Origin of the sequence: Sporolactobacillus nakayamae (assembly GCF_900113325.1) — a bacterium.
Taxonomy (GTDB): Bacteria; Bacillota; Bacilli; order Bacillales; family Sporolactobacillaceae; genus Sporolactobacillus; species Sporolactobacillus nakayamae.
This window is the reverse complement of sequence record NZ_FOOY01000014.1, coordinates 55,850-79,484: the sequence shown is the minus strand read 5'-3', so window position 1 is coordinate 79,484 and position 23,635 is coordinate 55,850. Positions and strand designations below refer to the sequence as shown.

Annotated in this window: 27 protein-coding genes; 7 read left to right on the top strand and 20 right to left on the bottom strand. The window is 46.7% G+C overall.

The genetic code is table 11. From position 1 onward, the window contains the following. Positions 1–197 precede the first annotated feature (197 nt). Entirely contained in the window at positions 198–425 is a 228-nt protein-coding gene (gene tlp, locus BM003_RS10665; protein ID WP_093672895.1) for a small acid-soluble spore protein Tlp, read from the top strand. 166 nt (positions 426–591) lie between these two features. Continuing rightward, entirely contained in the window at positions 592–1,146 is a 555-nt protein-coding gene (locus BM003_RS10660; RefSeq protein WP_093672893.1) for a hypothetical protein, read from the top strand. Here the strand turns inward: BM003_RS10660 and BM003_RS10655 are convergent. Continuing rightward, complete coding sequence (locus BM003_RS10655) at positions 1,143–1,640, bottom strand: GNAT family N-acetyltransferase (RefSeq protein ID WP_177184753.1); 498 nt, start codon at positions 1,638–1,640, stop codon at positions 1,143–1,145. The genes BM003_RS10660 and BM003_RS10655 overlap by 4 nt on opposite strands. A gap of 71 nt (positions 1,641–1,711) precedes the next feature. Between BM003_RS10655 and BM003_RS10650 the strand changes: the two genes are divergently transcribed. Then, complete coding sequence (locus BM003_RS10650; protein ID WP_093672889.1) at positions 1,712–2,155, top strand: NUDIX hydrolase; 444 nt, start codon at positions 1,712–1,714, stop codon at positions 2,153–2,155. Here the strand turns inward: BM003_RS10650 and BM003_RS10645 are convergent. From BM003_RS10645 to larA, 12 genes are all read right to left on the bottom strand, one after another. Next, positions 2,150–2,638, bottom strand: a complete 489-nt coding sequence (locus BM003_RS10645; protein WP_093672887.1) for an NUDIX hydrolase — start codon at positions 2,636–2,638, stop codon at positions 2,150–2,152. The two genes, BM003_RS10650 and BM003_RS10645, sit on opposite strands and share 6 nt — an antisense overlap. A 183-nt stretch (positions 2,639–2,821) precedes the next feature. Next, complete coding sequence (locus BM003_RS10640; protein ID WP_093672886.1) at positions 2,822–3,802, bottom strand: nuclease-related domain-containing protein; 981 nt, start codon at positions 3,800–3,802, stop codon at positions 2,822–2,824. 85 nt (positions 3,803–3,887) lie between these two features. After that, entirely contained in the window at positions 3,888–4,796 is a 909-nt protein-coding gene (locus BM003_RS10635) for a phosphotransferase (protein ID WP_093672884.1), read from the bottom strand. Between the two features lie 4 nt (positions 4,797–4,800). After that, on the bottom strand, positions 4,801–5,985 hold the full coding sequence (locus BM003_RS10630; protein ID WP_093672882.1) for an MFS transporter: 1,185 nt from the start codon (positions 5,983–5,985) through the stop codon (positions 4,801–4,803). A 171-nt stretch (positions 5,986–6,156) separates the two neighbouring features. After that, a complete protein-coding gene (bioB, locus tag BM003_RS10625) occupies positions 6,157–7,146 on the bottom strand; it encodes a biotin synthase BioB (protein ID WP_093672880.1) in 990 nt (329 codons plus the stop codon). Positions 7,147–7,161: 15 nt separating this feature from the next. Continuing rightward, positions 7,162–7,716, bottom strand: coding sequence for a biotin transporter BioY (locus tag BM003_RS10620; protein ID WP_093672878.1), 555 nt, complete (start codon positions 7,714–7,716; stop codon positions 7,162–7,164). A gap of 190 nt (positions 7,717–7,906) precedes the next feature. Next, a complete protein-coding gene (locus tag BM003_RS10615) occupies positions 7,907–8,935 on the bottom strand; it encodes a HoxN/HupN/NixA family nickel/cobalt transporter (RefSeq protein ID WP_093672876.1) in 1,029 nt (342 codons plus the stop codon). 845 nt (positions 8,936–9,780) lie between these two features. Continuing rightward, positions 9,781–10,614 carry an ATP-dependent sacrificial sulfur transferase LarE gene (larE, locus tag BM003_RS10610; RefSeq protein ID WP_093672874.1) on the bottom strand — a complete coding sequence of 278 codons (834 nt, stop codon included), beginning with the start codon at positions 10,612–10,614 and terminating at the stop codon, positions 9,781–9,783. Between the two features lie 48 nt (positions 10,615–10,662). Further along, positions 10,663–11,373, bottom strand: coding sequence for a D/L-lactic acid transporter LarD (larD, locus tag BM003_RS10605; protein ID WP_218143247.1), 711 nt, complete (start codon positions 11,371–11,373; stop codon positions 10,663–10,665). Positions 11,374–11,405: 32 nt separating this feature from the next. Then, positions 11,406–12,644: a nickel pincer cofactor biosynthesis protein LarC gene (larC, locus tag BM003_RS10600; protein WP_093672870.1), complete on the bottom strand. Its 1,239-nt coding sequence runs from the start codon at positions 12,642–12,644 to the stop codon at positions 11,406–11,408. Between the two features lie 29 nt (positions 12,645–12,673). After that, entirely contained in the window at positions 12,674–13,408 is a 735-nt protein-coding gene (gene larB / locus BM003_RS10595) for a nickel pincer cofactor biosynthesis protein LarB (RefSeq protein ID WP_093672868.1), read from the bottom strand. A gap of 33 nt (positions 13,409–13,441) precedes the next feature. Further along, the gene (larA, locus tag BM003_RS10590) at positions 13,442–14,716 is read right to left on the bottom strand and encodes a nickel-dependent lactate racemase (RefSeq protein ID WP_093672866.1); all 1,275 of its coding nucleotides are present in this window, start codon (positions 14,714–14,716) and stop codon (positions 13,442–13,444) included. Between the two features lie 311 nt (positions 14,717–15,027). Between larA and BM003_RS10585 the strand changes: the two genes are divergently transcribed. From BM003_RS10585 to BM003_RS10575, 4 genes are all read left to right on the top strand, one after another. Then, the gene (locus tag BM003_RS10585) at positions 15,028–15,693 is read left to right on the top strand and encodes a Crp/Fnr family transcriptional regulator (protein ID WP_093672864.1); all 666 of its coding nucleotides are present in this window, start codon (positions 15,028–15,030) and stop codon (positions 15,691–15,693) included. A gap of 69 nt (positions 15,694–15,762) precedes the next feature. Next, entirely contained in the window at positions 15,763–15,891 is a 129-nt protein-coding gene (locus BM003_RS18115) for a hypothetical protein (protein ID WP_281242895.1), read from the top strand. Positions 15,892–15,951: 60 nt separating this feature from the next. Then, positions 15,952–16,362: a hypothetical protein gene (locus BM003_RS10580; protein ID WP_218143244.1), complete on the top strand. Its 411-nt coding sequence runs from the start codon at positions 15,952–15,954 to the stop codon at positions 16,360–16,362. 76 nt (positions 16,363–16,438) lie between these two features. Then, positions 16,439–16,663, top strand: coding sequence for a hypothetical protein (locus BM003_RS10575; RefSeq protein WP_143128453.1), 225 nt, complete (start codon positions 16,439–16,441; stop codon positions 16,661–16,663). Here the strand turns inward: BM003_RS10575 and BM003_RS10570 are convergent. From BM003_RS10570 to mvk, 7 genes are all read right to left on the bottom strand, one after another. After that, entirely contained in the window at positions 16,657–17,244 is a 588-nt protein-coding gene (locus BM003_RS10570; RefSeq protein ID WP_093672957.1) for a uracil-DNA glycosylase family protein, read from the bottom strand. The genes BM003_RS10575 and BM003_RS10570 overlap by 7 nt on opposite strands. 131 nt (positions 17,245–17,375) lie before the next feature. Further along, entirely contained in the window at positions 17,376–18,725 is a 1,350-nt protein-coding gene (locus BM003_RS10565; RefSeq protein ID WP_093672860.1) for a tripartite tricarboxylate transporter permease, read from the bottom strand. A 3-nt stretch (positions 18,726–18,728) separates the two neighbouring features. Continuing rightward, positions 18,729–18,974, bottom strand: a complete 246-nt coding sequence (locus BM003_RS10560; RefSeq protein ID WP_093672858.1) for a hypothetical protein — start codon at positions 18,972–18,974, stop codon at positions 18,729–18,731. Between the two features lie 65 nt (positions 18,975–19,039). Continuing rightward, positions 19,040–20,107, bottom strand: coding sequence for a type 2 isopentenyl-diphosphate Delta-isomerase (gene fni, locus BM003_RS17660; protein ID WP_177184752.1), 1,068 nt, complete (start codon positions 20,105–20,107; stop codon positions 19,040–19,042). 19 nt (positions 20,108–20,126) lie between these two features. Continuing rightward, positions 20,127–21,194: a phosphomevalonate kinase gene (locus BM003_RS17655; RefSeq protein WP_177184751.1), complete on the bottom strand. Its 1,068-nt coding sequence runs from the start codon at positions 21,192–21,194 to the stop codon at positions 20,127–20,129. Between the two features lie 16 nt (positions 21,195–21,210). Continuing rightward, positions 21,211–22,191 (bottom strand): diphosphomevalonate decarboxylase, encoded by a 981-nt coding sequence (gene mvaD, locus BM003_RS10550; protein ID WP_093672856.1) that lies wholly within the window; start codon positions 22,189–22,191, stop codon positions 21,211–21,213. A gap of 31 nt (positions 22,192–22,222) precedes the next feature. Next, positions 22,223–23,191, bottom strand: coding sequence for a mevalonate kinase (gene mvk, locus BM003_RS10545; protein ID WP_093672854.1), 969 nt, complete (start codon positions 23,189–23,191; stop codon positions 22,223–22,225). Between the last annotated feature and the right edge of the window lie 444 nt (positions 23,192–23,635).

The window sequence follows — 23,635 nt, the reverse complement described above, 5'->3', positions numbered from 1 at the left end:
GCGTTGACCACTTGGTCAATGACACTATAGCATGCATTGACCACTCGGTCAATAATTTGTTTGTGGTTTTTTCTTAGCTGAACAGCCGGACAATTTTGTGATAAAAAATTTCTGTGCTGTTAAAGATACTGGTCAGGTTTGGTATGTATCGACATAGTTATCGATCACATAATAAGGACGGAGAGGGGGGAAGAACAATGGCAAAACCGGATGACCGTTCCGACAATTGGGAGAAAATCAGCCGCAACATCGGCAGCACACTGCAAAACATAAACGAGACTAATGACTATTTAAAAGCGCACGGTGATGAAATGAACGAGGACGAGAAGCGCCAGCTGCATGAAAAGAACCAGCGTCGCGATGAAAGTGTGAAAGGGCTGCGCGAAGAAATAAAAGATGAATCCGCCTTTAGCAAGACCCACTAATCAATGGATACCGATCGGTTCTGCCGGTCGGTATTTTAAATGCGACCAGGTGTGACATCATTAGCTATCGACCTTAAGTCCTAGCTGAAAATATGACTGAGGCATATTTCCGAAGACTCGCCCGCACGGTAAAGTATACGTACACGGATTGAAAGGAATGCCAGTCATGTATGCTTATATCTTACTTACTCATTCAAAAACACTACCGGCACAACTCGTCCGGCTCTGGACCGGCGATGCCTATTCTCACGCGGCCATTTCTCTTGATTCGCCAATGACCGCCTACAGTTTCGGTCGGAAAGGCAAGCTGAATTTTCTTAACGGTGGATTTATTGAGGAACAGTTCGCAACTATGGACCAAGAAACGCAAATCAGCATTCTGCGTCTTCCAATAACTCAGAAAGCCTATTACCGGGCACGTATTCTGCTCGCTTATTTTCAAGATTACGGCTACTGCTATCATTATAATTTTAAGGGAATTATCGGTATCATGCTTCATCACAGGATAGGCAGACGAAACGCCTATTTTTGCTCGCAGTTTGTCTCAACGCTGCTGGAAAAAAGCGGTGCGTACTTTTTCAGCAAGCCCGCCTGTTTTATCAAGCCCTGTGATTTTCTTGAACTGAATGAGGCGGAGATCCTCTATTCCGGGACACTTGCGCAGTATTTGTCATCCAATGCTGACCTAGACGGTTCGGCAGCAGCCGCTCAATGGGCCTAGATATACTTCACCATGAGGTATTCGTCCACGAATCCGTCGTCTTCCTTCATCGCGTCATGATCCTCACCGTAGATTTTAAATCCGAATTTTTTGTAGGCGCGAATAGCACTTTCATTGGTTGTGACGACAAACAAATAGAGTTTGGCAACGCCTTCGTTTTTCACAACATCAATCACGTATTCCATGATCCTCCGAGCAATGCGCTGTCCTCGGTATTCGGGCGCGACATAAACGCTGGTAAGCGTCGCACGGTGCGCCATTTTCGGTAAGGGTTCCCGATGCAGCGATGCAATGGCGATCAGTCGCTCTCCATCGAACCCTCCCACGGTCACTACATCGGCGTCAGACAGATGTTTGCGAATCTGATCCATGGTCCGGTGCTTCTCGGTTTCCAAATCAGACGCATATGCCTCAGGGTTGTTTGTCAATGCTTCGATTCTCAATGTTCGGTACTGCTCTGCGTCTTCAGCGGTTAATGATTTAAAAATGACCACAGCAAACCCTCCACAACTTATTCTCTATGTTATTATGGGCTTATTCTTGAATTTTATAGAGGTGAGTAACGATGCGTGTTTTTGGTGTGGTAAAAAGCGGTGTCAACTATACGGTGAGAAAAGGCGCGTACGCGGTTATCTTCAAAGTGAATGACTTTTCAAAAGTTGCCTTGATCCGCGCACACAGCATTCAGTATTTTCTCCCCGGCGGAGGTATTGAGATCGGCGAATCCGATGAGCAGTGCCTGAAGCGCGAGTTGCTTGAGGAAACAGGCTGTACCATCGATGGGATTCGCTATCTTTGCCATGCAAAACGTTATTTTCTGTCAACGCTGCCTGTTGTTCGGCCAATGGTCAGCGATGGTTATTTTTATACTGCAGAGCTTGGTAAGCAAGTACAGCAGCCGACTGAACCTGACAATTTTTTGGAATGGGTTGATGTGCGAGAATGTCCGCCGCTTCTATTCCATGAGCACCAGGCCTGGGCAGTGCGAGAGGCCCTGGCGCGATCATAGCACCTGCCATGATTTATAAACGGTTGCTTCATTCGGCTGCTTGTTCGCGCTCAGCCACTCGGCGGCCTTCAGGACTAAGGGAGATGCGTTGTTTTCGTTGAGCGCGTCACGATCCACCCAATGCGCGCCTGCAGAATCCTGCCCATCGAACGCAACCGGTTGCTCAAAGTTGCCGGTGAGCTGTGTGATTTGGTAGAAAACCGCGACATGATGCACATGAGTGAACTGCTTCCAGTTCCACGGCAGAAAAAAGTCAAAGGCTCCAATTTGAATGCAGTCGGAAACCGTCATGCCGGTTTCCTCATTAAATTCTCTTTGGAGCGTTTCGAGCAGCGACTCGCCGGTTTCCTGACTCCCGCCCGGCAGATCATAGCGATGGATATACGGGCCGCCGGTTTTGTCGATGACAATCATTTTGCCGTTGTGTTCGGCGATGCCGTAACAACCGAACGCCGTGTGATAGCTGTTTTGTTGCTGGGACAATTGAGGTTCCTCCTTTATAAGCGATTAATTTGCCCTGTTTGTTTGGAGCAGCACTAGGCACTCAACCGCTCATTTTATTTATCGGTCTGTTTTGGCGATTTAACGGTCCTTTTCGAAATTATATCGGTCTCTTTGAACTATTTATCGGTCTGTTTCCAACATTTATCGGTCCTTTTCAAGGATTTAACGGTCCTTTTCAAAATTCGCACAGAAATCAGCAGGTAAATAATAAATTCGTGCCTTTTTTTCACCTTCAAAATGAGATGCAACCGACCGGAGCAACTTTTTCACGGTCGTTTCTGATGTCATCATCAAAAAATCCCTGCACTGTTTATTTGTTATTGCCGGACCGTGGATGAGGCGGTAATCAAGCAACGCCAATAAATGTGCCGTTTTCGACAGATGATCACAGCCTGCACAGTGCCAGTGCTGCTTCACTTTTCTCATTGGCATTGCGCCGCAATCGGGGCACCGCACACCTTTTATGATTGCTTCAGGCTTGATCAATGATCGAAACGGTTTGATAATCAGCGATTGATGCGCCTCGAGCAACGCAGCCGACACTTTGTTCAGCACATCTGTCGAAAGGTGTGCTTTGCTGAATTGCTTATCAATAGTAAACAATTCGGCTTTGAGATTCGCCCGACGGACAATTTTTTTGATCCGATCACTTTTTAAATTCGTTACCTGAATCTGCGCAGCAGAAGCGACCACCACACGATTAATGATCGGCAATGACAAACCGCGTTCATCCAACCACTGATGCAGCGAACCTGTTAAGTACTCTGCTTGAGTAATTGGATCATCAAAAACATCAATGTCATCGTCCAATTCACGAATCAGCTGACGCATCTCCGTGTCAAAAGTCAACTTACCAAGAATGTTTTTCACTTCGAGAATCAATGCGTAGCGGTCACAAAGCACAAGAAAATCAATTTGAAAATAATGGACATGATCGTACAAACGGAGATTGTGGAAAATACGGAAATCTTTGTCGGAGAGATAGCTGAGGGCAAAGTCCAAAGACTGTTCGCCGCGATAACCGGCCATTAGTCTTTTGTACTGCGACAGCACATAGTCGCACGTGCTGTCCGCCTTCAACCGATGGGTCAGCGCCTCATACTGCCGGATGTGGTAGGGGAGTTGGATGGGTTTGATGAACAATTCATCGCCTCACTTTCATAATAAAAAGTTCAGCGTCAAAATCTGCAATTCCTCTATTTAAATCCGACAATTCCATGAACGCAGGTCATTCCTCCAAAATCAAATCCAGACTCTGCCCGCATCCCTCAACAATATCCGCGTTCTGCTGATCATGCCCATACAGCAGCAGCGAAACCGTTGTGAAGACCGCCTTCCATTTTGCCAAGGCTTTCGTTGCGTCACTCACTTCACCATAGACTGAGAAAAATTCGGCGCGTGCACTGCTTGGCAGAAAGCTGTACACAATCGATAAATCAACAGCAGGATCACCGATATGAACATCACCCCAGTCGATCACTCCGCTCACCTTATGGCGCTGATCAATAACAATATTTCGAATGTGCAAATCCCCGTGTACCAGGCACTTTTTCTTCGTTAAAGGAATCGGACCTGTCTTCTCGGCATACCGTCGCAGATTGCCAACTGATGAATACAAATTTAACGTCTCCATCTGATTCACGCGGTCAAGCAGCGCCATTTTTCGTTTTCCAATAGCCAAGCGCCCGAGCACATCATTAGGAACGCCAAGTCCGGCAGCCTCAGCAGCAGAAAAATCATGCAGCGCACGCAAAAAGCGCGCCAAATCCGCGGTGGAACGCGTGCGTTCTTCATGCGTCAGCGTGACCGGCAGCTGCCCGCGAACCAGCTCATAACCGAGAAACAGCCATGGATAAGTAGCATCCGGCGAACCAAAGAACAACGGTATGGAAATCGGAAGCGGCAAACGATCAGCAAGCCTCGGCAGCAGCCGGCCCTCCGCGCGCAGCAAATCCACCGCGATCTGCCTGCGCGGAAAACGGAACACATACCGTTCATTCACCAAATAAACCGTATTATCATAGCCTGCGCCAAGCGGATAAATCGTTGCCGGAGCGAGCTCAGGGAATTGCCGTTCAATTAACTGCCGTGCCGCTTCCTTAGAAACCACTTGCTCCGGATCCCAACTATTCGCCATCAGGTCACCTCCCCCTTTTCTTCATAAGTCCAAGCAACGCAACTAAAAATATCGCAAATACTCCGCCCATCACCCCAAAACTCAGCGTAAAATTCAGCTTCTCAATCATCCAGCCAGTGAATGGGAACAGAAAGATCATCGTCACACTGAACAGCATGCTGGAGACGCTGAGCAAGGTTGCGCGGCTTGACGATGGAATGAGTTGATTAAAATAATTACTGAAGATCGGCTGACTGACCGCGACGAGCGTATTCATGGCAATGAAGCACATGACCAGCATGACGAGCTGATTCACAAACGAAAGGATGAGCAATGCGCACAGTAAAACAGAAAAGCACTTAATCAATTTGACTTGACCGACTCTTTTTTCGATTTGCGGCGAGATTTTCGCACCGATAATCTGGAACACAGCCGATGCCACCATCAATAGGCTGATTTGCATGCCCTTGAACCCGCGCCCATCCACGAGCGACTGAAAATAAAAATAATACGTTGCAGCGATCCCTTGGAATAATGCGAAGAAGATCATGAGAAACCGCAACTGCGCATTTTTTTTAAGAAAAACAGCGGCATTCTTCAAAATTGTGAAATAGCCGATGACCTTTTCTGATTTTCGCTCCATCTTCTTCGGCTCGACCATCATTAGAACGGACAGAATGGCAAAAAGAGAAATCACGATTTGAATCCAGTACACACCTTCAAAGTAGACATTGACAAACCAACCGGCAACAAAGATGCCCAATGTATCCGCAAATTCATAGATTGCGTTACTGTTCGCCGAGACTCTGATGAACTTCCTTTCCATGTTCAGATTGTGCAATGATTCATAGACTAATGCGTCAATTGTGCCGGAATTCAAATTATAGGACCATGCTGAAATGACAAAACCGACCGCGAACCATAGAAAATCATGTGAAAAAATCAAGATGAAACTGCTGACCATGGCGCAAACCCGTCCGATAATCAGCACTGCCCGATAGTTCAGCCGATCGGCCAGCGCCCCACTCGGCACCTCGAAAATGAAACTGCTAATATGAAAAATACTCTCGAGCAGCCCAACCTCGACCAGCGACATCCCGTGATGCGTCAAATAGAGCACCCAAAGCGCCGTCACACCAAAAAAGGAACAAAAATTATAGATGTAATTGTAACGCACATTATGGCTAATCGTCCTTCTCCAAACCATCATTCATTCGCTCCATCCGATGCTTCAATTAAAAACAACCTACTCATCGTATCAAAAAAGGACCGCCCGGTATAGGGAGATCCTGCTTTAAACGTTTGAAATCTATTCTGTTATTTGAAAAAACAAACCGGTGACTCATCATAAAACGATTGTCCTCTTTCGTAGCCATGATGGTTACGTATTCATTTCAACTGCTTTTGTTTCAATGGAAAAACCAAGATCTTTAATTAGTTGATAATCTTCCGATTTATTCTGGCCCTTTGTTGTCAAGTAGTCGCCGATGAAAATCGAATTGGCGATATACAGGCCAAGATTTTGCAAGGAACGCAAATTCACTTCACGACCGCCGGCGATACGAATTTCCTTTGTAGGATTAATAAATCGGAAAAGCGCTAAAATCTTCAAACATCGATTCGGAGTCAGTTCATGCATAGCTTCAAGCTTCGTACCGGGAATCGGATTTAAAAAGTTGATTGGGATTGAATCGGCATCCAGTTCCTTTAAAGCAAACGCCATGTCAATGATGTCTTCATTGGTTTCGCCCATCCCGCAAATCACTCCGGAACATGGGGAAATTTTTGCTCGTTTTACCGCTTCAATCGTATCCACACGATCCTGATAATGATGTGTCGTCGCAATCCGGTCATAATGAGAGGCGCTCGTATTCAGATTATGATTAAAGCGATCCACACCCGCTGCCTTTAAATCCTTGGCCTGTTCCTCATTAATCAAACCGAGACACGCACAGATTTTAATCGGCATTTCTTTTTTGATCTTTTTCACTGCCGAGCAGACAGCACGTATTTCTCGAGGTGCTGCCTTGCGTCCGCTCATCACAATGCAGTAGGTTCCGATCTGATTTTCATAAGCTTGTCTTGCCCCTTGCACGATCACATCTTCGCTCACTAATGGATAGGCATCGACTGATGTTTCTGCGTAGATCGATTGAGAACAATACGCGCAATTCTCAGCGCAGCGGCCGCTTTTTGCGTTAATGATCAAATTCAATTTCATGGCGGTTCCATAATAATGCTTGCGCAATTGATACGCCCCGCAAACAAGATCAAGCGTCTCATCATCTGCAACCGACAGCATCTCCTGCGCATCGCTCCGCGTACATGCGTAACCGTCACGCACACGCTGCGCCAGTTCATACCATTTCAAAAAATGCACCATCCTTTATATCGCTTCGGATTTTCTTAAAAATGACAGTCTTTGCTTTAATTGGCTAGCAACAACTGCAGCCACCCCGGCTTTTACAAGGTCAAGCAGAAACAACGGCAGGTTGCCTTCTGCCACGCTAAGAAGCGGCAAATGATTATAAAAAGCAAACCAAGGGACACCAATGAGGTAAATAACTAAAATACCTGCTAGGATCGCGACATAATACCAGACAACCGTCCATTTCTTTGTCTTTATGTAATCAGCAATGAGACCAATAACAAATGCTGCAAGCGGCCATGCCAGAACATAGCCGCCGGTCGGTCCGAGCAGGACTCCTAAACCGCCGCGATATCCGGACAAGACCGGAACTCCTGCCGCCGCAAGTGCAGTAAATACGAGCATTGCGACGAGTCCTTTTCTTGCGCCGAGAATACTTCCGACCAGCATGACACCGAGCATTTGGAACGTAAAAGGAACAGGAATAAACGGAATGACGACCGTTGGTAGGGCGCCAAAAGCAATCATCACTGCAACGAATAGCGAAACTAACGTAATCGATCGCGTTTTCAAAATGAAGCCTCCTTATTTGTTAACCAAAATAATTTTAGGTTTACATTTATTATATGTCAACCTCTTTTTATTTCAGGTTAACATATATATCAAAAAAAGATGTCTCAAAAAATCGAATAGACTTTTGAGACATCTTTTTTGTTCTAAGGAGAAACAACACTCGAATGGAGGTGTAGAAACCCAATCGTAATTAAATTGCCTTACTCCATCGCTGATCAATGCGCAAGAACTTCCAGATGAGATAAGCGACAGCCCATACCGTAATAAAAAGGATGATTAAGCCATAACCCATCCAGTTTAAATCAATCCGCTGCACCCAATTCCAAAAACTTCCTTTAAGCTGAAAAAGTTCGCCCGCAACTTGAGCCAGTTCAACAACACCAATCATCAATGCCGCCATTACAGAGACAGTAGTGACGGTAAGGTTGTAATAAACTTTTCGAACAGGCGTATCAAGCGCCCAGTGGTACGCGCGCGTCATCATGACCGAATCGGTTGTGTCCATGACATTCATGCCGGCTGCGAAAAGAAGCGGCAGAGCAAGTATGGCAGCAAAAGACATATGCGTGCGTGCGGATTCTGCGGAAAGCGCAAGCAGACTGATTTCTGTCGCTGTATCAAAACCGAGGCCAAATAGAAAGCCGAGCGGAAACACATGCCAGCTTTGGTTGATAAACGCAAACAGCGGTTTAAATGCTCGTGATAAAAAGCCGCGCGATTCGAGCAGCTGCTCAAATTGTTCCTGATCAAATTCGTGCTTCTTTAGTCGACGAAACACTTTCTGCAAATCAACTACAATAAACAAATTAATGACTGCGATCACAATCAAAAAACTTCCGGAGACCGTGGCACCAATGAAGCCGCCAACATGTTCAAACAGCGGCAGGTGATGCTGCGCCCAGCGCACCGACAAGGCTAAACCGACAGCCATGAGCAGAACAACTGAAGAATGACCGAGCGAGAAATAAAAACCGACACCCATTGGGTTCTTCTTTTGCTGCGTCAGTTTCCGCACAACGTTATCAATCGCTGCGATGTGATCCGCATCAAAGGCATGACGAAGACCGAGCGTATAAGCGACGAGTCCGAGCCCGAGCATGACCGGGTTGCTTTTTGCTACGAGAAGAAGCAGACTTATGCCGATCGCGTGCAAAATGAATGAGCCCGTATAATAGGGGAAACACTTTTTCAACACTTTAGTTCTTCCTTTCTTTCGCATTTAGAAAAACCGGGCAAAGAACGCCCGTTCCTTACTTCCGCAGGATGTGATGACTTTCGCGTTGCATACAGGACGTACTTTCACAGGATGTGATGACTTTCGCGTTGCATACAGGACGTACTTTCACAGGATGTGATGACTTTCGCGTTGCATATAGGACGTACTTTCACAGGATGTGATGACTTTCGCGTTGCTTGCAGGACATATGCATCATTAGCGAAAGATCCCTTACATTTAGCGAAGTTCCTTACACACGAAATCTCCTTTGCTCTAAATACCGTTTTGAATCATCAACCTTGTGTACGAACGGACATTTTTAGTTCATGAATCATTTTGATCCTTAATAGTAACGCAGCCGGAATAAAATAAGCGGATATTTTCCGGTTATATGCATCATGGCGCTTGTTTCACAGGTAAATAAGGGGAATTTTTCCGCTTAAGCACAGGAAAAACCCTCTATTTTCACGTTTTTCGATGCGATAAGCGGAATTTCTCCGTCTATTTAAGCAATTTTTTCATTCATTTTCTAATTAAGCGGAATTTTTCCGGTTATTTCTCAGATCGGGCGCTTGCTTACCTGATCGCCCAACCGAATCTTATGACCTTATCGTCGTACCGGCAAGACAAAACACCATACTTTCTTAACTTGTAAAAAAACAAGCAAGCCCACTTAGAGAAAGTTCCTTTAAAGTAAGAGAAAATTCCTCTTTGTATATAGCATTGGTTCGTGTCTTTATTGTTCTGAATCAACGCTTCGGTTACTCGCCTGCCGCGGGCGCACCCGCGCACCTCCGCTTCCATTCCCGATAAACGAAAACTTCAGCCGCTCATTGATGACCCTGTACTTAAGAAACGAATGCCTTGCGTTCTTCTGCTGAAAGCGTTTCGTTCATCCGTCCGCTGCGGAAGCCGCTCAGATCAAGCGTCACGTAACGGAACCCGAACTGTGTGAGTGCTTTGCCGACTTTATCGTTCAACTCAAGCAAGTCGTTTAACCGTTCTGCCGGAACCTCAACGCGGGCAATCTCCCCATGATCGCGGACACGAACAACCGGAAAACCAAGGTCGCGAAGATATTTTTCCGACTTCATCACTTTTTCGATTTTTTCCAGCGTCAGTGTTGTTCCATAAGGGAATCGAGAAGAAACAGAGCATGAAGAAACTTTGTTCCAATTGTTCAGACCTACCAATTTTGCCAGGGCGCGCACATCTGTTTTATAGAAACCTGTTTCCTGCAGAACGCTTCGTGCACCGGCTTCTGTCCGAGCACGCAAACCTGGGCGGAAGTCGCTTTCGTCATCCTTGATCATACCGTCCAGTACAAATTTAAAGCCAACAGCCGCCGCGATCTCGTTCATGCGCGCGTAGAAGCCTTTCTTTGCGTAGTACCAGCTGTCCGGTGTGTTGTGCTTGATGTGTTCTTCAGATAAATAGTTGAGCTCAGTTCCCTTAACCACAGCACCAAGATCAGTTGCTAGAGAAACGGCTTTGTCGAACTCTTCATTCGTAAAAAGTTCGGAGTTGGCGACAACGGCGAGCACATTGTCTTTGCCCAGCGTATCCAGCGCCATTTTCAAAACGAGCGTACTGTCAATACCTCCGGAAAACGCAACAACCACACGATTCATTTTTTTCAATTGATCAACGAGCGCCTGTTTTTTTTCAGTTAACGTACTCATGATTAATTACCTTCCTTTTTAATGTTATTTGTATTAATGACAGCATGGTCATAGTCCGAGAAAACCTCGGACGAAAAGTGCGGCACATGCAGCGCCTAAGAACGGCGCAATGCCCGGAACGATAATTCCGTATTGCCAATCATTGTCCGCTTTACCGCCCGGAATCGGCAGAAGCGCGTGGGCAATACGCGGTCCCATGTCGCGTGCGAGGTTCATGGCAAATCCTGTCGGTCCGCCCATGCCCATGCCGATGGCCCACACAAGCAAGCCGACACCAATTGGCACGATGCCTGGTGTTTTAATTGTTGCGATGGCCAGGATCGCCGTAATAAAAATAAATGTATCGATGAATTCGACGAAAAAGTTGCGCGGCAAATAGCGTACATTCGGATTGGTTGAAAAGATGTTGCGAATTTTTACCCGGTCGATGTCTTTGGACGCATTAAATTGATCATAATAAGCGATAAAGACAACAATGGAACCGAAAATACCGCCGAGCACTTCTGCGAGGCTTAATGGAACGACGCTTGTCCATGGAATATTGCCAAGAACGGCTTGAGCGACAACCATCGCAGGATTAATACAAACATCTCCGAAGATGAATAAAGAGATGGTAATACCGAAACCCCAAGTTGTAATGGCGAAAATGTGGCCGGAATTCTGATATTTTGATGTATTCAGCACCTCACAGCAGTGTACGCCAACACCAAAAACAATCATTAATGCCGTCCCTAAAAATTCCGCAACGAGTTGATGCATCACAATCCTATCCTCCAAACACTGTTGTTCTTTTATTGATTTTCTAATTTTGCCAGTTGAAGCTGCACTTCTCGTTCTACGTCTGCCAAGCTGACCTTGTGCACACGCGCAGCATGCGCGCAGTCGTCATACTCAGCAGTCTGCTTAACTACACCATTCCGACTCGCAATCTTCACACGAATCGTTCCATACTTTGTTTCTACCTTTTTAAATTGGCGCTTCATGATTGAGCGCCGCATCAATTGATAGCGAACACCAATGGTAGCGGTGTGCCTCAGCAGCAGGTTAACAAAGGTGTCACGTTCTTCAGGCGCGCAAAGAACTGAGAGCTTGCATGCCGGCCGATTTTTCTTCATGTAGATGGGTGTAAAAAACACATCGAGTGCGCCGGCGTCAACGAGCAGATCCATAGCAAAGCCAAGCGATTCTCCGCCTTGATCATCCAGATTTGCTTCGATCAGCAGCACCGCATCATGATCCGTGTTCACCGTTTGCCTGCTTTTTTTCGTGTCAAAGAGCAGCGCACGCAGTGCGTTAAAGGATCCCGTTTCGCGCTTGCCGAACCCGTATCCGGTCTTGAGCAGGATTGCATCTTCCGGAATGGATCCGAAATGACTGACGATCTCTTTAACGAGACCCATTCCAGTCGGCGTTATGAGTTCGGTCTGAACATCCGTGCGCTGTTTTATTGGGATATTGGTGCCGATACGCATCTGCATGACAGCGGGAACCGGTACCGGCATCTGCCCATGTGCAACTTGGATAAAACCGGACCCATCGCTTAGTGCGGACGCGCGCACATCATCGACGCCTAGTAAGTCCAGTGCGACAAAGCAGCCGACAATATCGACAATCGAATCCATAGCGCCGACCTCGTGAAAATGGACATCAGCCAGAGGCATCTGATGAACGGCCGCTTCTGCTTTGGCGATCTCAGTGAAAACGGCAATCGATTGCTTCTTGATCTTTTCAGATAAGCCGCTTGCATTGATAAGGGAGCAAATATCGCTCAAATGCCGAACATCATGATGATGATGGTGATCATGATGTTCAATAAATCCGTGATCCTTTTCATGATTTAGTACGACGTCAAAGCTTGTCCCGTAGATACTGTTTTTCGCAAGGCGCTCATTGTGCAGCTGATAATCACTGACATGCAATTGAGCGAGTTCCGATTGAAATCGGTCAAAGTCGACGCCAAGATCAAGCAGTGCGCCAATGAACATATCACCGCTGATTCCTGAAAAAGCATCTAAATAAAGAGTTCTCATCTTAATCCTCCATGCGGGCCAAAGCCATTTTACAAATGATTGATCATGCTGGCTGAGTAGGCAGCACCAAAACCATTGTCAATATTCACCACGGTGATCCCCGATGCACAGCTGTTGAGCATCGTGAGCAGTGCCGTCACTCCTTTTAAGTTGGTGCCGTAGCCGACGCTCGTCGGCACGGCAATCAGCGGTTTGTCAATCAATCCGCCGACAACACTAGCGAGCGCGCCTTCCATGCCGGCAATGACAATCACAACTTTGGCTGCGCGAATGACATCCAAACGGGCAAACAGCCGATGAATACCGGCAACACCGACATCATAAATTCGTTCCACACGGTTTCCATAGGCTTCCGCGGTTACAGCCGCCTCTTCGGCAACCGGAATATCTGAGGTCCCAGCGGTCACAATCGCGATATAGCTGCTGGTTTTCTTCACTTCAGCACGATTCACGAGCGCGCAGCGTGCTTCTTTGTGATAAGCAGCATCCGGCTCAACTTTTTTTATCTGTTCAAATTTTTCCGAGGAAAGGCGTGTACATAAAATGTTCACCGTCTGCTTGCGCATCGTCTCAATGATGCCAATGATTTGTTCCGCTGTTTTCCCTTCGCCGTAAATCACTTCCGGATAGCCGTTGCGCTGCTTGCGTGTCAGGTCAACCTTCGCAAAACCGAGATCTGCAAAACCGCTATCCTTTCCACGTGTCGCGGCTTGACTAGGTTCAGCAATATCTTGAAACAGCGCATGCAGTTCGTCCTTTTCCATTTTCTGTCCGCCCCTCCTCTTTTACCGAAATCATTATTGGACAATGACACCCAGTCCATCAGGAATGACGGTTATCTTAGCGTCCTTGCCTTCGTGCGCGTAGGCCATTTCAAGTGCCTGATCAAGAGAAGTGGCGAGATCCATGTGCATGCCGGTAATCAGTTCGGGATCAACCAAATCAGAAACCATAATTACATGATGATGGACAAGAATCCGTGCCAGAATCTGAGCCGTCCATTGATCGGGAATCGTTTTCAGTTTCGGCGTATTGACGGCGCGATCCAAGAATTCCTTCGGATCGGAAACATCCGCGAGATTATGATAGAAGCCTTCGCCGCCATGTCCGTCTCGGCAGCCGGCAACCATGATAATCGTGCCGCCTTCTTTGTTTGTCGCCTCTGCCGCAGTCATCCCCTTTACTGCCTGATAGATGTTCTGATCCAAAGGATAGCCGCCATTCGTAGAAATAGCGATGTCACAGTCAATTTTCGTTACACTGGACAATTCGCGAAGAAATTCGCAGCCCTCTCGATGTGCCTCTTCCATATCTCCCGCGAAAGACCCGATAATTTTTTTATCTTCATCAAGAACAACATTCACGATAAATGCTAAATTTGCTGTGCGTGCCGCGTAGACCATGTCCTTATGAATCGGATTGTGATTCAGATTGCCCGTACGCGCCTTGTCTGAATCAATAAACGGACCGGAGTGATTGGCCATAATCGTTTTGTAGGAAGCAACACCTGGAAGCACGGATTTGCGTCCTCCGGAAAATCCTGCAAAGAAATGCGATTCAATAAATCCTTCCGAAAGCAGCAAATCGGCTTCGGCGGCGATTCGATTGATGATGCAGTCGCCTCCGGACGGCAACTGGCCGATTTTAACCATCGCTGCGTCATCGGTCGAGATATGCATCACGATTTCTTCTTCATCGACAATTTTTTGTCCATATTTGTTAACAAGTTCAGCGCGAGTGGACGGACGATGGAAGCCGGTCGCAACAAGAATACGGATGCGTGCTTCCGGAGACGCTTCACGTAACCTTCGCAAAAGGATCGGTGTAATAATGTGCGACGGAACCGGACGCGTGTGGTCCGAGCTGATAATTACGATATTTTTCTTGCCTTTGGCCAGTTCCTCCAAAGACGCGGATCCAATTGGATGATTAAGCGAATCCTCGACGATCTCGTTTTCCGACCGATCTGTGTGGTAAGTCGCCGCTTGAGATACTAATTTGCCTGCATAATTGTGATCGGGCAGATTAGCCTTAATTGTTGTTTTGTCATAAGGAAGTTCAATGCTAACCATAAATGGACAGCCCTCTTTTCAGTTCTTTTACTTTGAAAATAGCAAGTAGAAAAGATTTGTGATCCTTAGTATGAGAAAAAGTGACGCGTGACATGCGTATCACAAGGTCCCACAAACCCTTCTGCGTGCACCATCTGTTATAAATCAAAACAAAAAGACTGTCCGTTTCGTTTGCTATTATCAAAAAAAGTTAACAAATGTTTACTTTATTTGTGACATACATCAGATAAAAAGCAGTTAAAATAGGGTTAAATGTAACAATTGTATCTCTATTTTTTAACTTGAACGTTTGTGATGGGAAGGAAAAATTCATGGTATTAAGTGAAATTGAATATTTGATTAATTTTCTGGATGCGCACGATGTACCAACAATTAACAAAAGTAGACATACCTATCTGACTTATCACGGCCTAGAAGAACGGTATACTTATGTTCTCAAAAAAGGGATTATAAAAAACAGCATTATTCTTCAAGACGGACGAGAATTCAATCTCTCTTATATCGTAAAACCCGATGTAATCTCACTGCTTCGGGATGAGGTTTCCAAGTTTACGGAACAGCCTTTTAATGTACGCGTGGAATCAAGTGAAGCAACCTTTTATCAAGTGGACCGTGTCACCTTCTGGAAATACGTCAATGCGACACCAGAACTGCAGAACTATATCAAAAGTTATTATCGCAAGAAATTATCGGAGAATATTTTCCGTTCCCAGCGAATGATCATGAATGGAAAAAAAGGTGCCGTTTGTGCGTTTATATATAGTCTGATTGATTTATTCGGCCGCAAAGTGCGCGAGGGTATTTTGATTGATTTCATGTTAACAAATGATGACATTGCCGGTTTCTGCGGCATCAGCGCGCGCAGCAGCGTCAATCGAATGCTTAGTGAATTAAAAAATGACGGCGCGCTGATTGTCAAAAATCGAAAATTGATCATCACAGATATCAGTTATCTTTTGGATCACATTGCTAACTAAAAACAACAGATAAGCAATGCACTCCGGGGCATCTTTGATTCAAACAATCATAATAAGTGAGGGAATCGCATGAAGACACCATTGTATTACCAGATGTCTGAGTATGACTGCGGAACAGTAACGCTATTGAATGCCATAAACTATCTATTTCCGCGAGAAGTGATTCCGTCTGACGTGATCAAAGCAATTACCGCCTAATCCCTCGATACCTATAATTCAGTTGGTGAAGTCGGCAAGAGCGGCACGTCAAAATCGGCAATGAAATTTATCTCCGAATGGCTGAATCATAACGGACCAATTAAAGGACTGCACATCCACGGAAACTATGATGCAGGTGAACACGTTCATTTGCGAGAAGGCAGCGAAATCGTTGATGCGATTAAGAATGGCGGTGCGGCCATTTTCCGATTAAACTATGGCGGCGAGCATTATGTGCTGGCAACAAAGTCAGACACGTCGAATCACTATCTCTATTTATTTGATCCCTATCTGGATGACGATCTAAAGTACACAGACGGCATCGTTCTGCTCGACGGATTTCCTCATGACTATAACCGAAAAGTGCCGTTTCATTTTTTTGAAGAAGAAGATAGCCAAAAGGTTTATGCACTTGGCAAAAAAGAGGACAGAGAAGCGATTGTGTATTCTGTGCGTGACAAAAAGGATTGAGTTCTTGCGGTATACAAGAATTCAATCCTTTTTATTTTTCGTTCCTTACCAAGGAAGGCTTCGTAGCAGTAGCTTCTTGAAAAAGGAGGGTGCTGTTTTATTTGGATGGGTATCCGGTCTTCACCGTGATTATCCCGGTCGTTGTAAGTTTCCGTCCGGATTTGATTTGAAAAAAAAAGCTGCTCATCCGCTATGCGGCTATAAATCATCAACGGTATCTATTCCCTCGGCTTTTTTAGGAGCATCAACAGGTGCTCGAATCAACATGTATTCGGTATGCGTTTCAATCATCACTTACTGATCTGATAGAATTCGGTTAATATACTTCTTCAAATCCGGTAAAACGTCTTTCTCAAACCAAGGATTTCTTATTATCCAAATATAGTTCCGCGGTGACGGATGAACCAATGGAAAATAGTCAGGTAAATAACTGCGATAATCTTTAACAGTCTGAGTTAACGTCATTTTCGAATGCGTCTTCAGGTAGTACCTTTGTGCATAGGAGCCGACTAATAAGGTTAACCCGATATCCGGCATTGCCCTAATGATTGGATCGTGCCACTTTGCAGCGAATCCCTTTCTCGGCGGTAAATCGCCACTCTTTCCTTTGCCGGGAAAATAAAAATCCATCGGGAGCACAGCAATTTTTCCCGAATGATAGAAAGTATCTCTTGATACACCCATCCAGTCTCGCAAACGCGCGCCGCTTCGATCGTTCCACACTATCTTTGTATTTTGCGCGATCACACCCGGAGCCTGGCCGATGATTAACAGCTTTGCCGTCGGAGTGGCATAGTAGAGTGGTTCGATATTTTTATTTGTGAAATGACTATTTTCAGGATCCGCTTTTATTCGATTAAAAATATCTTTTAACGCAGTCATCTTCGTCGCCTCCAAAATATGAGAATAACCTATGTTTCGTCCGCTAAAATTAATGGACCCATTCAATTCAATCAGAAATCGATGTTCATCCCTGCGCCCAGCGCTCGTATCGGCGAGCGAATGGATCATAATCACAAGCCCGAAACGAGCCATGGCGCCGCATACAAGACCATAAATAATATCCCGTAACCCACGCCCCAGCGGTGAAGCAGTCCGGAAACAAGTCCGATCAGCATGACGCCACCGATATTCATCCAACCCGCATCCATATACGCAAGCAGGAGAACGAAAGCACAAAACAAGCCGAGTATTGCTTCGTGAGGAATCCGTTTGAACACAAAGGCACAAATCGATTGCGCATATTTGATTGCCAGCGTATACGTGACAATGAGGGCAACGCCGGCGCCAATCACTGTCGCCAAAATGAAATCAGTCTGCGAAAGGATATGGTGCATATTGTGCGTTGTGGTAAAGACCGGTGGTGCGTCAAACAGCGCATGAGCAGGGCCTATGGCAACCGGAGAAAGGGGCACGCCTAACGCGATCAACGGGATCAGCGTTCCGGAAAGATAGGTCGCGTTTGCCAGTGCATTCATGGTTGTAATGGCAAGCACCGACCGATCAACCGGATCTTGCGTCCGTTTTGAAAAGAGTTCGCCAAGAAGCGTCGTCATCCCGACCGGGCTAAGAATAAAAGTAAAACAGCTGATCAATGAAGCTCCGGCACTTGTGGTCCATTCCTGTTTTTTCAACGCACGAAACGGATTGAGCGATTTCCATTCGAAGGGTACTTTCTGAAGGGTAATCCTGCGCGGTTGATCACACTTCAGACATTCTCTTTTCTCTTTATTCAGCAACTCAAATAGAGTCAGAACGACCGGTCCAATCGTTATGCCGAGAAAGAACGAGATGAACACTGTGGTTCCCCTTGGTACAATGCCGATGCCCCAATAGAGATAGCGCAGCCCTTCAATGAGCAATGTGAAAGGGAGAATGGAGGCAAGGGCCAGTAACTTATTCTTACTCAGTAAGGCAAGTAAAACAGCGCCGGCAAAGAAGAGCGGATCGGCGTACGCTTTAATTGCTTCAGCAAGCGGGATCAGACTTCTTGCAAGCAGCAGACTGACTGGAACACTGACCAGTACGCCAATCAGCGAACCCGCGGCCATTTTGCGCAGCGACCGATCGGCCATTCCCTTTCGTTTAAGCAACTGCGCATGGTCCACGAGCGGACTCGCCATAACGCCGCCGGGAATCCCGGCAATGGCGGCAGGTACCGCATCCATGAGGTTGTTGGCAATCACAGCTGAAATAAAAAAGCAGAGGACAACAACGGGTTGAACACCGGCGAGCACTAAGATAAGCGTGACGGGAACCAGAACGGCCGTTTCGTCCGTCCCCGGGATGATGCCAATAATTGTATATAAAAGTGCAGCCGCAACAGCTGCAACGATCATTTCTGCTAAAAGGATAAGATCCATCCATTATTCCTCACTTTCCGTCTCTTCAAAGATGCGTTTCGGCTTAATGAAGAGTGAGCAAATTATAAACCCGATAACCGCTCCGATTAAGCCAAACAAGAGCGGCATCGGCGCGTGATTTGGTGCAGCAAAATAACCGCCTAATGTTGTGATGCTGTTGATCACAATCGCGAGGACAAGATCCTTGATCCGGACGACATCATCCCATATTTCAATCAATTCGGAATCCTGTTTTGAACGTGCAGTCATAGACAATGACTCTCCTTTCTGATTCAGTAACAGGAGCATGGTGTGCAAGTAGGACAGTCCCCTTTTCACGCCTCTTCTCTTCCCTTAGCTGAACGGGTCGCCAGCGCTTCGGGCCGTGGTCCTCTTAGACGTGCCCATTCTAAAGGGGAACCGCTCAGGATCAGATTCTTGTTCCGAAGTGCCTGTACATTTGAGCAGCCGAGGAGCAGCATAATCTGATTCATCTGTTCTTTCCATTCATTAATCTGGGCAATCAGTCCATCCTTTCCTTCTGCGAGTGCTGTATGAAGAAAGGTTCCTGAAATACCGACCGCACGGGCCCCAAGTGCAAGAGCTTTCAGAACATCCAGTGGATTGCGCACCCCTCCGGACGCAAAGAAGACCGTCTGATCAATATAGGGCTGCGCTTCAAGCATCGAGATGATCGTCGATTGGCCCCAGTCCTGCAAGTAGTCAAATCGTGCCCGCTCCCGGCGGAGATTCTCAATCGTGATAAAATTCACCCCTCCGTTACCGGCAACATCAATGGCCGCGGCACCTGCATCGATCAGCTTCTGATAAGTCGCACGGCTCATTCCGAACCCCACCTCTTTCACGACAACAGGAACATCAACAGAGCGGACAATCCGTTCCAGATTTTTTAGCCATGAAGAAAAATCGCGATCACCTTCAGGCATTACGATTTCTTGTGGGGCATTTAAATGCACTTGCAGCCCATTCGCTTCTAGCATATCGACTGCACGTTTCGCTTGCTCCTCATCGAGCTCAGCACCGATATTTGCAAAAATAAATCCATCCGGGTTGACGCGGCGCAGCACTTGAAAAGTGTCGCACAATTCCGGATCTCTTAAAGCCGCCTTCTGCGAGCCGGATGCAACCGCAAGCCCCGTTGCTGCCGCTGCTTTTGACAGACATTCATTGATCTTCTTTGTCTTCTGGCTTCCCCCGGTCATCCCATTGATAAAAAAAGGAACCGGCCAACTGCCGAAAGACAGATCCGTTGTGTAAGTGACCTGCCTAAGACTCATTTCCGGCAGCGCATCATGGATGAATTTTACAGAATCAAAATCATTCGTATGCTTCTGGTGGGTTTCCTGAAATAGTCGGACATGCTGATCTTTACGCGATTCCATCTCACGATCCTTCTTCCTTTTACCTCTCTCTGTCATACAGAGCAAGCGGAGTAATTCCATGTTCTTTCCATGCTTTGATTAGTGCCTTCTGATCGGTCTCCTGGTCAGCAAGAACGATGCCGCAATCGCCTCCGCCGGCACCCGATGTTTTTGCTGCACCTCGATTATTTTCGGCAATGCTGCAGAGCTGATGCAATTTATCGGTTTCAATGAAGACCCCACACAGCTTGGATAATTGAGCAAGAATCCTGCGATTTTCGCGAATCCCTTCCAAAATTAACTCGGATTGCTGGTTTAAAAAACCGGCGATCATTTTTTCTACACAGGCTTTGCTTTGCTTCAAAAAGTGCTGGTAGCCTTTTTTCTGACCGCGTCTTGCTTTTTCCACCCGATCAATGAGCTTGGCTGTTGAGGCGGGGATACCTGTCCATCCGACAATTAAGTACAGATCCGCGGGAAGCACAAGCGGCCGAATCGATAACTTCGGCCAATCCATTTTGAGCAGCGGCAGCCAATCCTTTTTTGAAGAAATGAACGGTGCCAGCCATTTGCGATCAAATGAGGTATAGGCAATCCAGCCGCCGTAAACGCCGGCAGCAATATCCCCACATGATCCGTTTCCTTGAACAGAAAGATGTGCAAGGGCAGCCAGCTTGAATACGATTTGTTGCTCAATTTTCACTTCATAGAAAGCAAGGATTGCCTTCGTGCAGGCAACCGTCACAGCAGCACTGGAACCTAATCCGTATTTTCTACCGTCTGTTCTAGTCAAATCACTGCTGATGGTCAGTTGATAAACGCCGAGTTGTTTTCCGAGCGATTGTACGTACTGCTCGGTTCGTTCGATTGCCGATAAGACAAAACGGAACGTAGAAACATCACCCTCAGTGTTCCATTGGTTCGTCGCACTGCGTTTCAAGTCGAGTGTTGCATTGGCCCATTGAATTCGGCCACATGTTTCCCTTCTTTCAATGGTTACGGTGACGGATTTGTCGACTGCAGCAATGATGGCAGGATAGCCCGGTTCAACAACCGCATACTCTCCCGCTATATAAAGTTTTCCAGGTGCACATTGTACGCCATGCAATTTGTGAATGTCTCCTTTATTGAATAGGGTTCTTCAAATAGTCAACGCCAGGTCCTGGCCGGGCAACAGTTAAGGATTCTGAAGGGAAAAATTCAGATAGATCTTCGAGAATCCGCCCGACATCTGCTTCCGAGCAAAGCAGTTTGACATTTGGGCCGGCATCCATCGTAAAATAGCATGGTATGCCTTGCTCGCGCAGATGAACGGCGCACCGCATTACGGTCATTGTTCCTTCTTCCCAGTATGTAAAGGGAGGATCCGCTGCCAGCATAGCCGCATGCATCTTCAGTGCATTTGCTTCAGCAATTTTGCCGACCATGTCCAAATCGTGTTTGCGAATCGCCGGTTCAATTCTGGCAAGATCCCTTTCCGCCTCTTTGATCCAAACCGGATAAAAGGATGATGTCTTGACGGTTCGCCTCATTCCTTCACGACTGGAAATCTTTTTGGGCTGCTTGTTCACAGCAACGGACACGAGGCAAATCGGCCACTTTGCCGGATCAACCGGAACCGCATAAGAACTCGCATCATCTGTTCCTTTCATCCACTTAACAAAACCGCCGTAGATCGAACGCGAAGCCGAGCCCGAACCGCGACGCGCAAGCCGAGAGAGCGCAGCTCCCGAGCAGTCCATGCCATAGGCACGAGCTGCTGCGGCTGAAAGCGTGGCAAAACCGGAGGCAGAAGACGCAAAACCAGAGGCCACCGGAACATGATTTCTCGTTACAATTCGAGCAAACATGTGCCTTCCCGATTTTTCACGAACAAGATTCATAAAACGGTTGATTTTTGCAACGGAAGCGCCACTTAAAAGCACACCATCCATCATCACTTCATCTTCGTGCAGCCCTTGCAGCGGTTCAACACTTGTTTCCGTATAAAATGCATCAAGCGTAAGCGACAAACTACTGTTCATCGGCAGAATCAACTGTTCGTCCTTCTTCCCCCAATACTTGATCAAAGCAATATTTGTATACGCGCGTGCAGCAGCATACAATGTGCTCACTCTCCTTCTCTCTTGTTGCAGATCAGTGCAAGAGCCCGGCATTGACCGGAAAATCTCTGCCCTGAAGCGGCTGAATCCAGGTTTTAGATGCTCCGGCACCCATTAACTTTTTCGCTAAATCATGTGCCTTGCGCACATCCTTGACCAGGGCAATCATGCAGCCGCCGCAGCCGCCACCGGTCATCTTCGCGCCAAGCGCCCCATCGTTCATCGCCACCGCAACTAAATGATCCAAAGAAGGATGACTAACGCCCAGCTCTTGGAGAAGACGATGCGCTTCCAGCAATATGGAACCCAAGACTTCTTCTTCGGCCGCCTCCAACGCTTCTCTAGCGTTGGAGGTAAGTACACCTAATTGGTTTATTTTCCGCTGGAGCGGTGCACTTTGCATCAGGCGTTGTTTCAAGGCGGTGACCGCACGCTTCGTCTGCCCTTTTATCCCGCTGTCGGCGATGACCAAACAACCGCGCAGCTTATGGTGAATCCATTCCATTCCTTTTCCTTTCCTAAAGAAAATCGGATGATTACTACTGGCCGCAGCCGCATCGAGACCGCTCGGATTTCCATGAAAATAGTTTTCAGAAACGCCGACGAGATTGAGCAGCACGTTCCGTTCAAGTGGTGTATCAAAATAGTTGAATAAGCTACGTACCACTGATATCGCAACGGCAGCGCTTGAACCCATGCCGCGCGCTGCAGGTATCGTACTGTTAATTGTGATCGATATATCTTTTTCAGGCCGCTTTAAAACATGCAGTACTGCCGGAATAATCGTTCTGAGTCCGGCAATCTGATCCGTTCCATCACGCAAAATGCCATTATAGAAGCTGCATTGCAGCCTCAGCAGTCCAAGACAGCGCGTTGTTTTGGTCACTGCATGCACGACCGGAACAGGCAGAGCAATCGCCGGTTTTCCGTAAACAACCGAGTGTTCGCCAATCAGAATAATTTTACTGCTGCTCACGCCAATCCCAGTTTCGTGGTCTCTCATTATTGTTTCCTCATCTTCCACTAAGGTCTGCCGTATTTATCAAGAAACACTGCCAAGGGAGGGGTCCCGAATAGTATAAATTTTCCTACCGATGCAGGGATCAAAAAAAACCAGTTCAATAATCAGAATGATGCCATTCGAATTCAAGACCCGTACTTATTTAAGCATGGGTTGAAACGCAAGCGACTATTCTCCACCTACACATTTTATTGATAATGATTCTCAATTTCAAGGATAAGCTCTCGAGCCATCGATCCCCGATCAGCAAAACCGTTATGCCCCTGGTCCTCACTCATCAGAAAAAAGCCTTGTCACCTGCCCAATTATTGCGCTGATAAAGGGGCTAGACTGTATGTTTTCACGAAGTGACAATTATGTGACAACTAGTTAACTGGATTGATGCATCCAAAAGCTGTCACGGCAGAAATCCGATAACCATGCATG

Bases quoted from the DNA above. Each gene is read 5' to 3' on its own strand.
- larC (WP_093672870.1), bottom strand. From the start codon at position 12,644: ATGAGAACTCTTTATTTAGATGCTTTTTCAGGAATCAGCGGTGATATG.
- BM003_RS10585 (WP_093672864.1), top strand. From the start codon at position 15,028: ATGGTATTAAGTGAAATTGAATATTTGATTAATTTTCTGGATGCGCAC.
- BM003_RS10565 (WP_093672860.1), bottom strand. From the start codon at position 18,725: ATGGATCTTATCCTTTTAGCAGAAATGATCGTTGCAGCTGTTGCGGCT.
- BM003_RS10650 (WP_093672889.1), top strand. From the start codon at position 1,712: ATGCGTGTTTTTGGTGTGGTAAAAAGCGGTGTCAACTATACGGTGAGA.
- BM003_RS10580 (WP_218143244.1), top strand. From the start codon at position 15,952: ATGAAATTTATCTCCGAATGGCTGAATCATAACGGACCAATTAAAGGA.
- mvk (WP_093672854.1), bottom strand. From the start codon at position 23,191: ATGAGAGACCACGAAACTGGGATTGGCGTGAGCAGCAGTAAAATTATT.
- larD (WP_218143247.1), bottom strand. From the start codon at position 11,373: ATGCATCAACTCGTTGCGGAATTTTTAGGGACGGCATTAATGATTGTT.
- fni (WP_177184752.1), bottom strand. From the start codon at position 20,107: ATGGAATCGCGTAAAGATCAGCATGTCCGACTATTTCAGGAAACCCAC.
- BM003_RS10635 (WP_093672884.1), bottom strand. From the start codon at position 4,796: ATGGCGAATAGTTGGGATCCGGAGCAAGTGGTTTCTAAGGAAGCGGCA.
- BM003_RS10660 (WP_093672893.1), top strand. From the start codon at position 592: ATGTATGCTTATATCTTACTTACTCATTCAAAAACACTACCGGCACAA.
- tlp (WP_093672895.1), top strand. From the start codon at position 198: ATGGCAAAACCGGATGACCGTTCCGACAATTGGGAGAAAATCAGCCGC.
- larB (WP_093672868.1), bottom strand. From the start codon at position 13,408: ATGGAAAAGGACGAACTGCATGCGCTGTTTCAAGATATTGCTGAACCT.
- larA (WP_093672866.1), bottom strand. From the start codon at position 14,716: ATGGTTAGCATTGAACTTCCTTATGACAAAACAACAATTAAGGCTAAT.
- BM003_RS10560 (WP_093672858.1), bottom strand. From the start codon at position 18,974: ATGACTGCACGTTCAAAACAGGATTCCGAATTGATTGAAATATGGGAT.
- BM003_RS10570 (WP_093672957.1), bottom strand. From the start codon at position 17,244: ATGACTGCGTTAAAAGATATTTTTAATCGAATAAAAGCGGATCCTGAA.
- larE (WP_093672874.1), bottom strand. From the start codon at position 10,614: ATGAGTACGTTAACTGAAAAAAAACAGGCGCTCGTTGATCAATTGAAA.
- BM003_RS10630 (WP_093672882.1), bottom strand. From the start codon at position 5,985: ATGATGGTTTGGAGAAGGACGATTAGCCATAATGTGCGTTACAATTAC.
- BM003_RS18115 (WP_281242895.1), top strand. From the start codon at position 15,763: ATGAAGACACCATTGTATTACCAGATGTCTGAGTATGACTGCGGAACA.
- BM003_RS10615 (WP_093672876.1), bottom strand. From the start codon at position 8,935: ATGCGAAAGAAAGGAAGAACTAAAGTGTTGAAAAAGTGTTTCCCCTAT.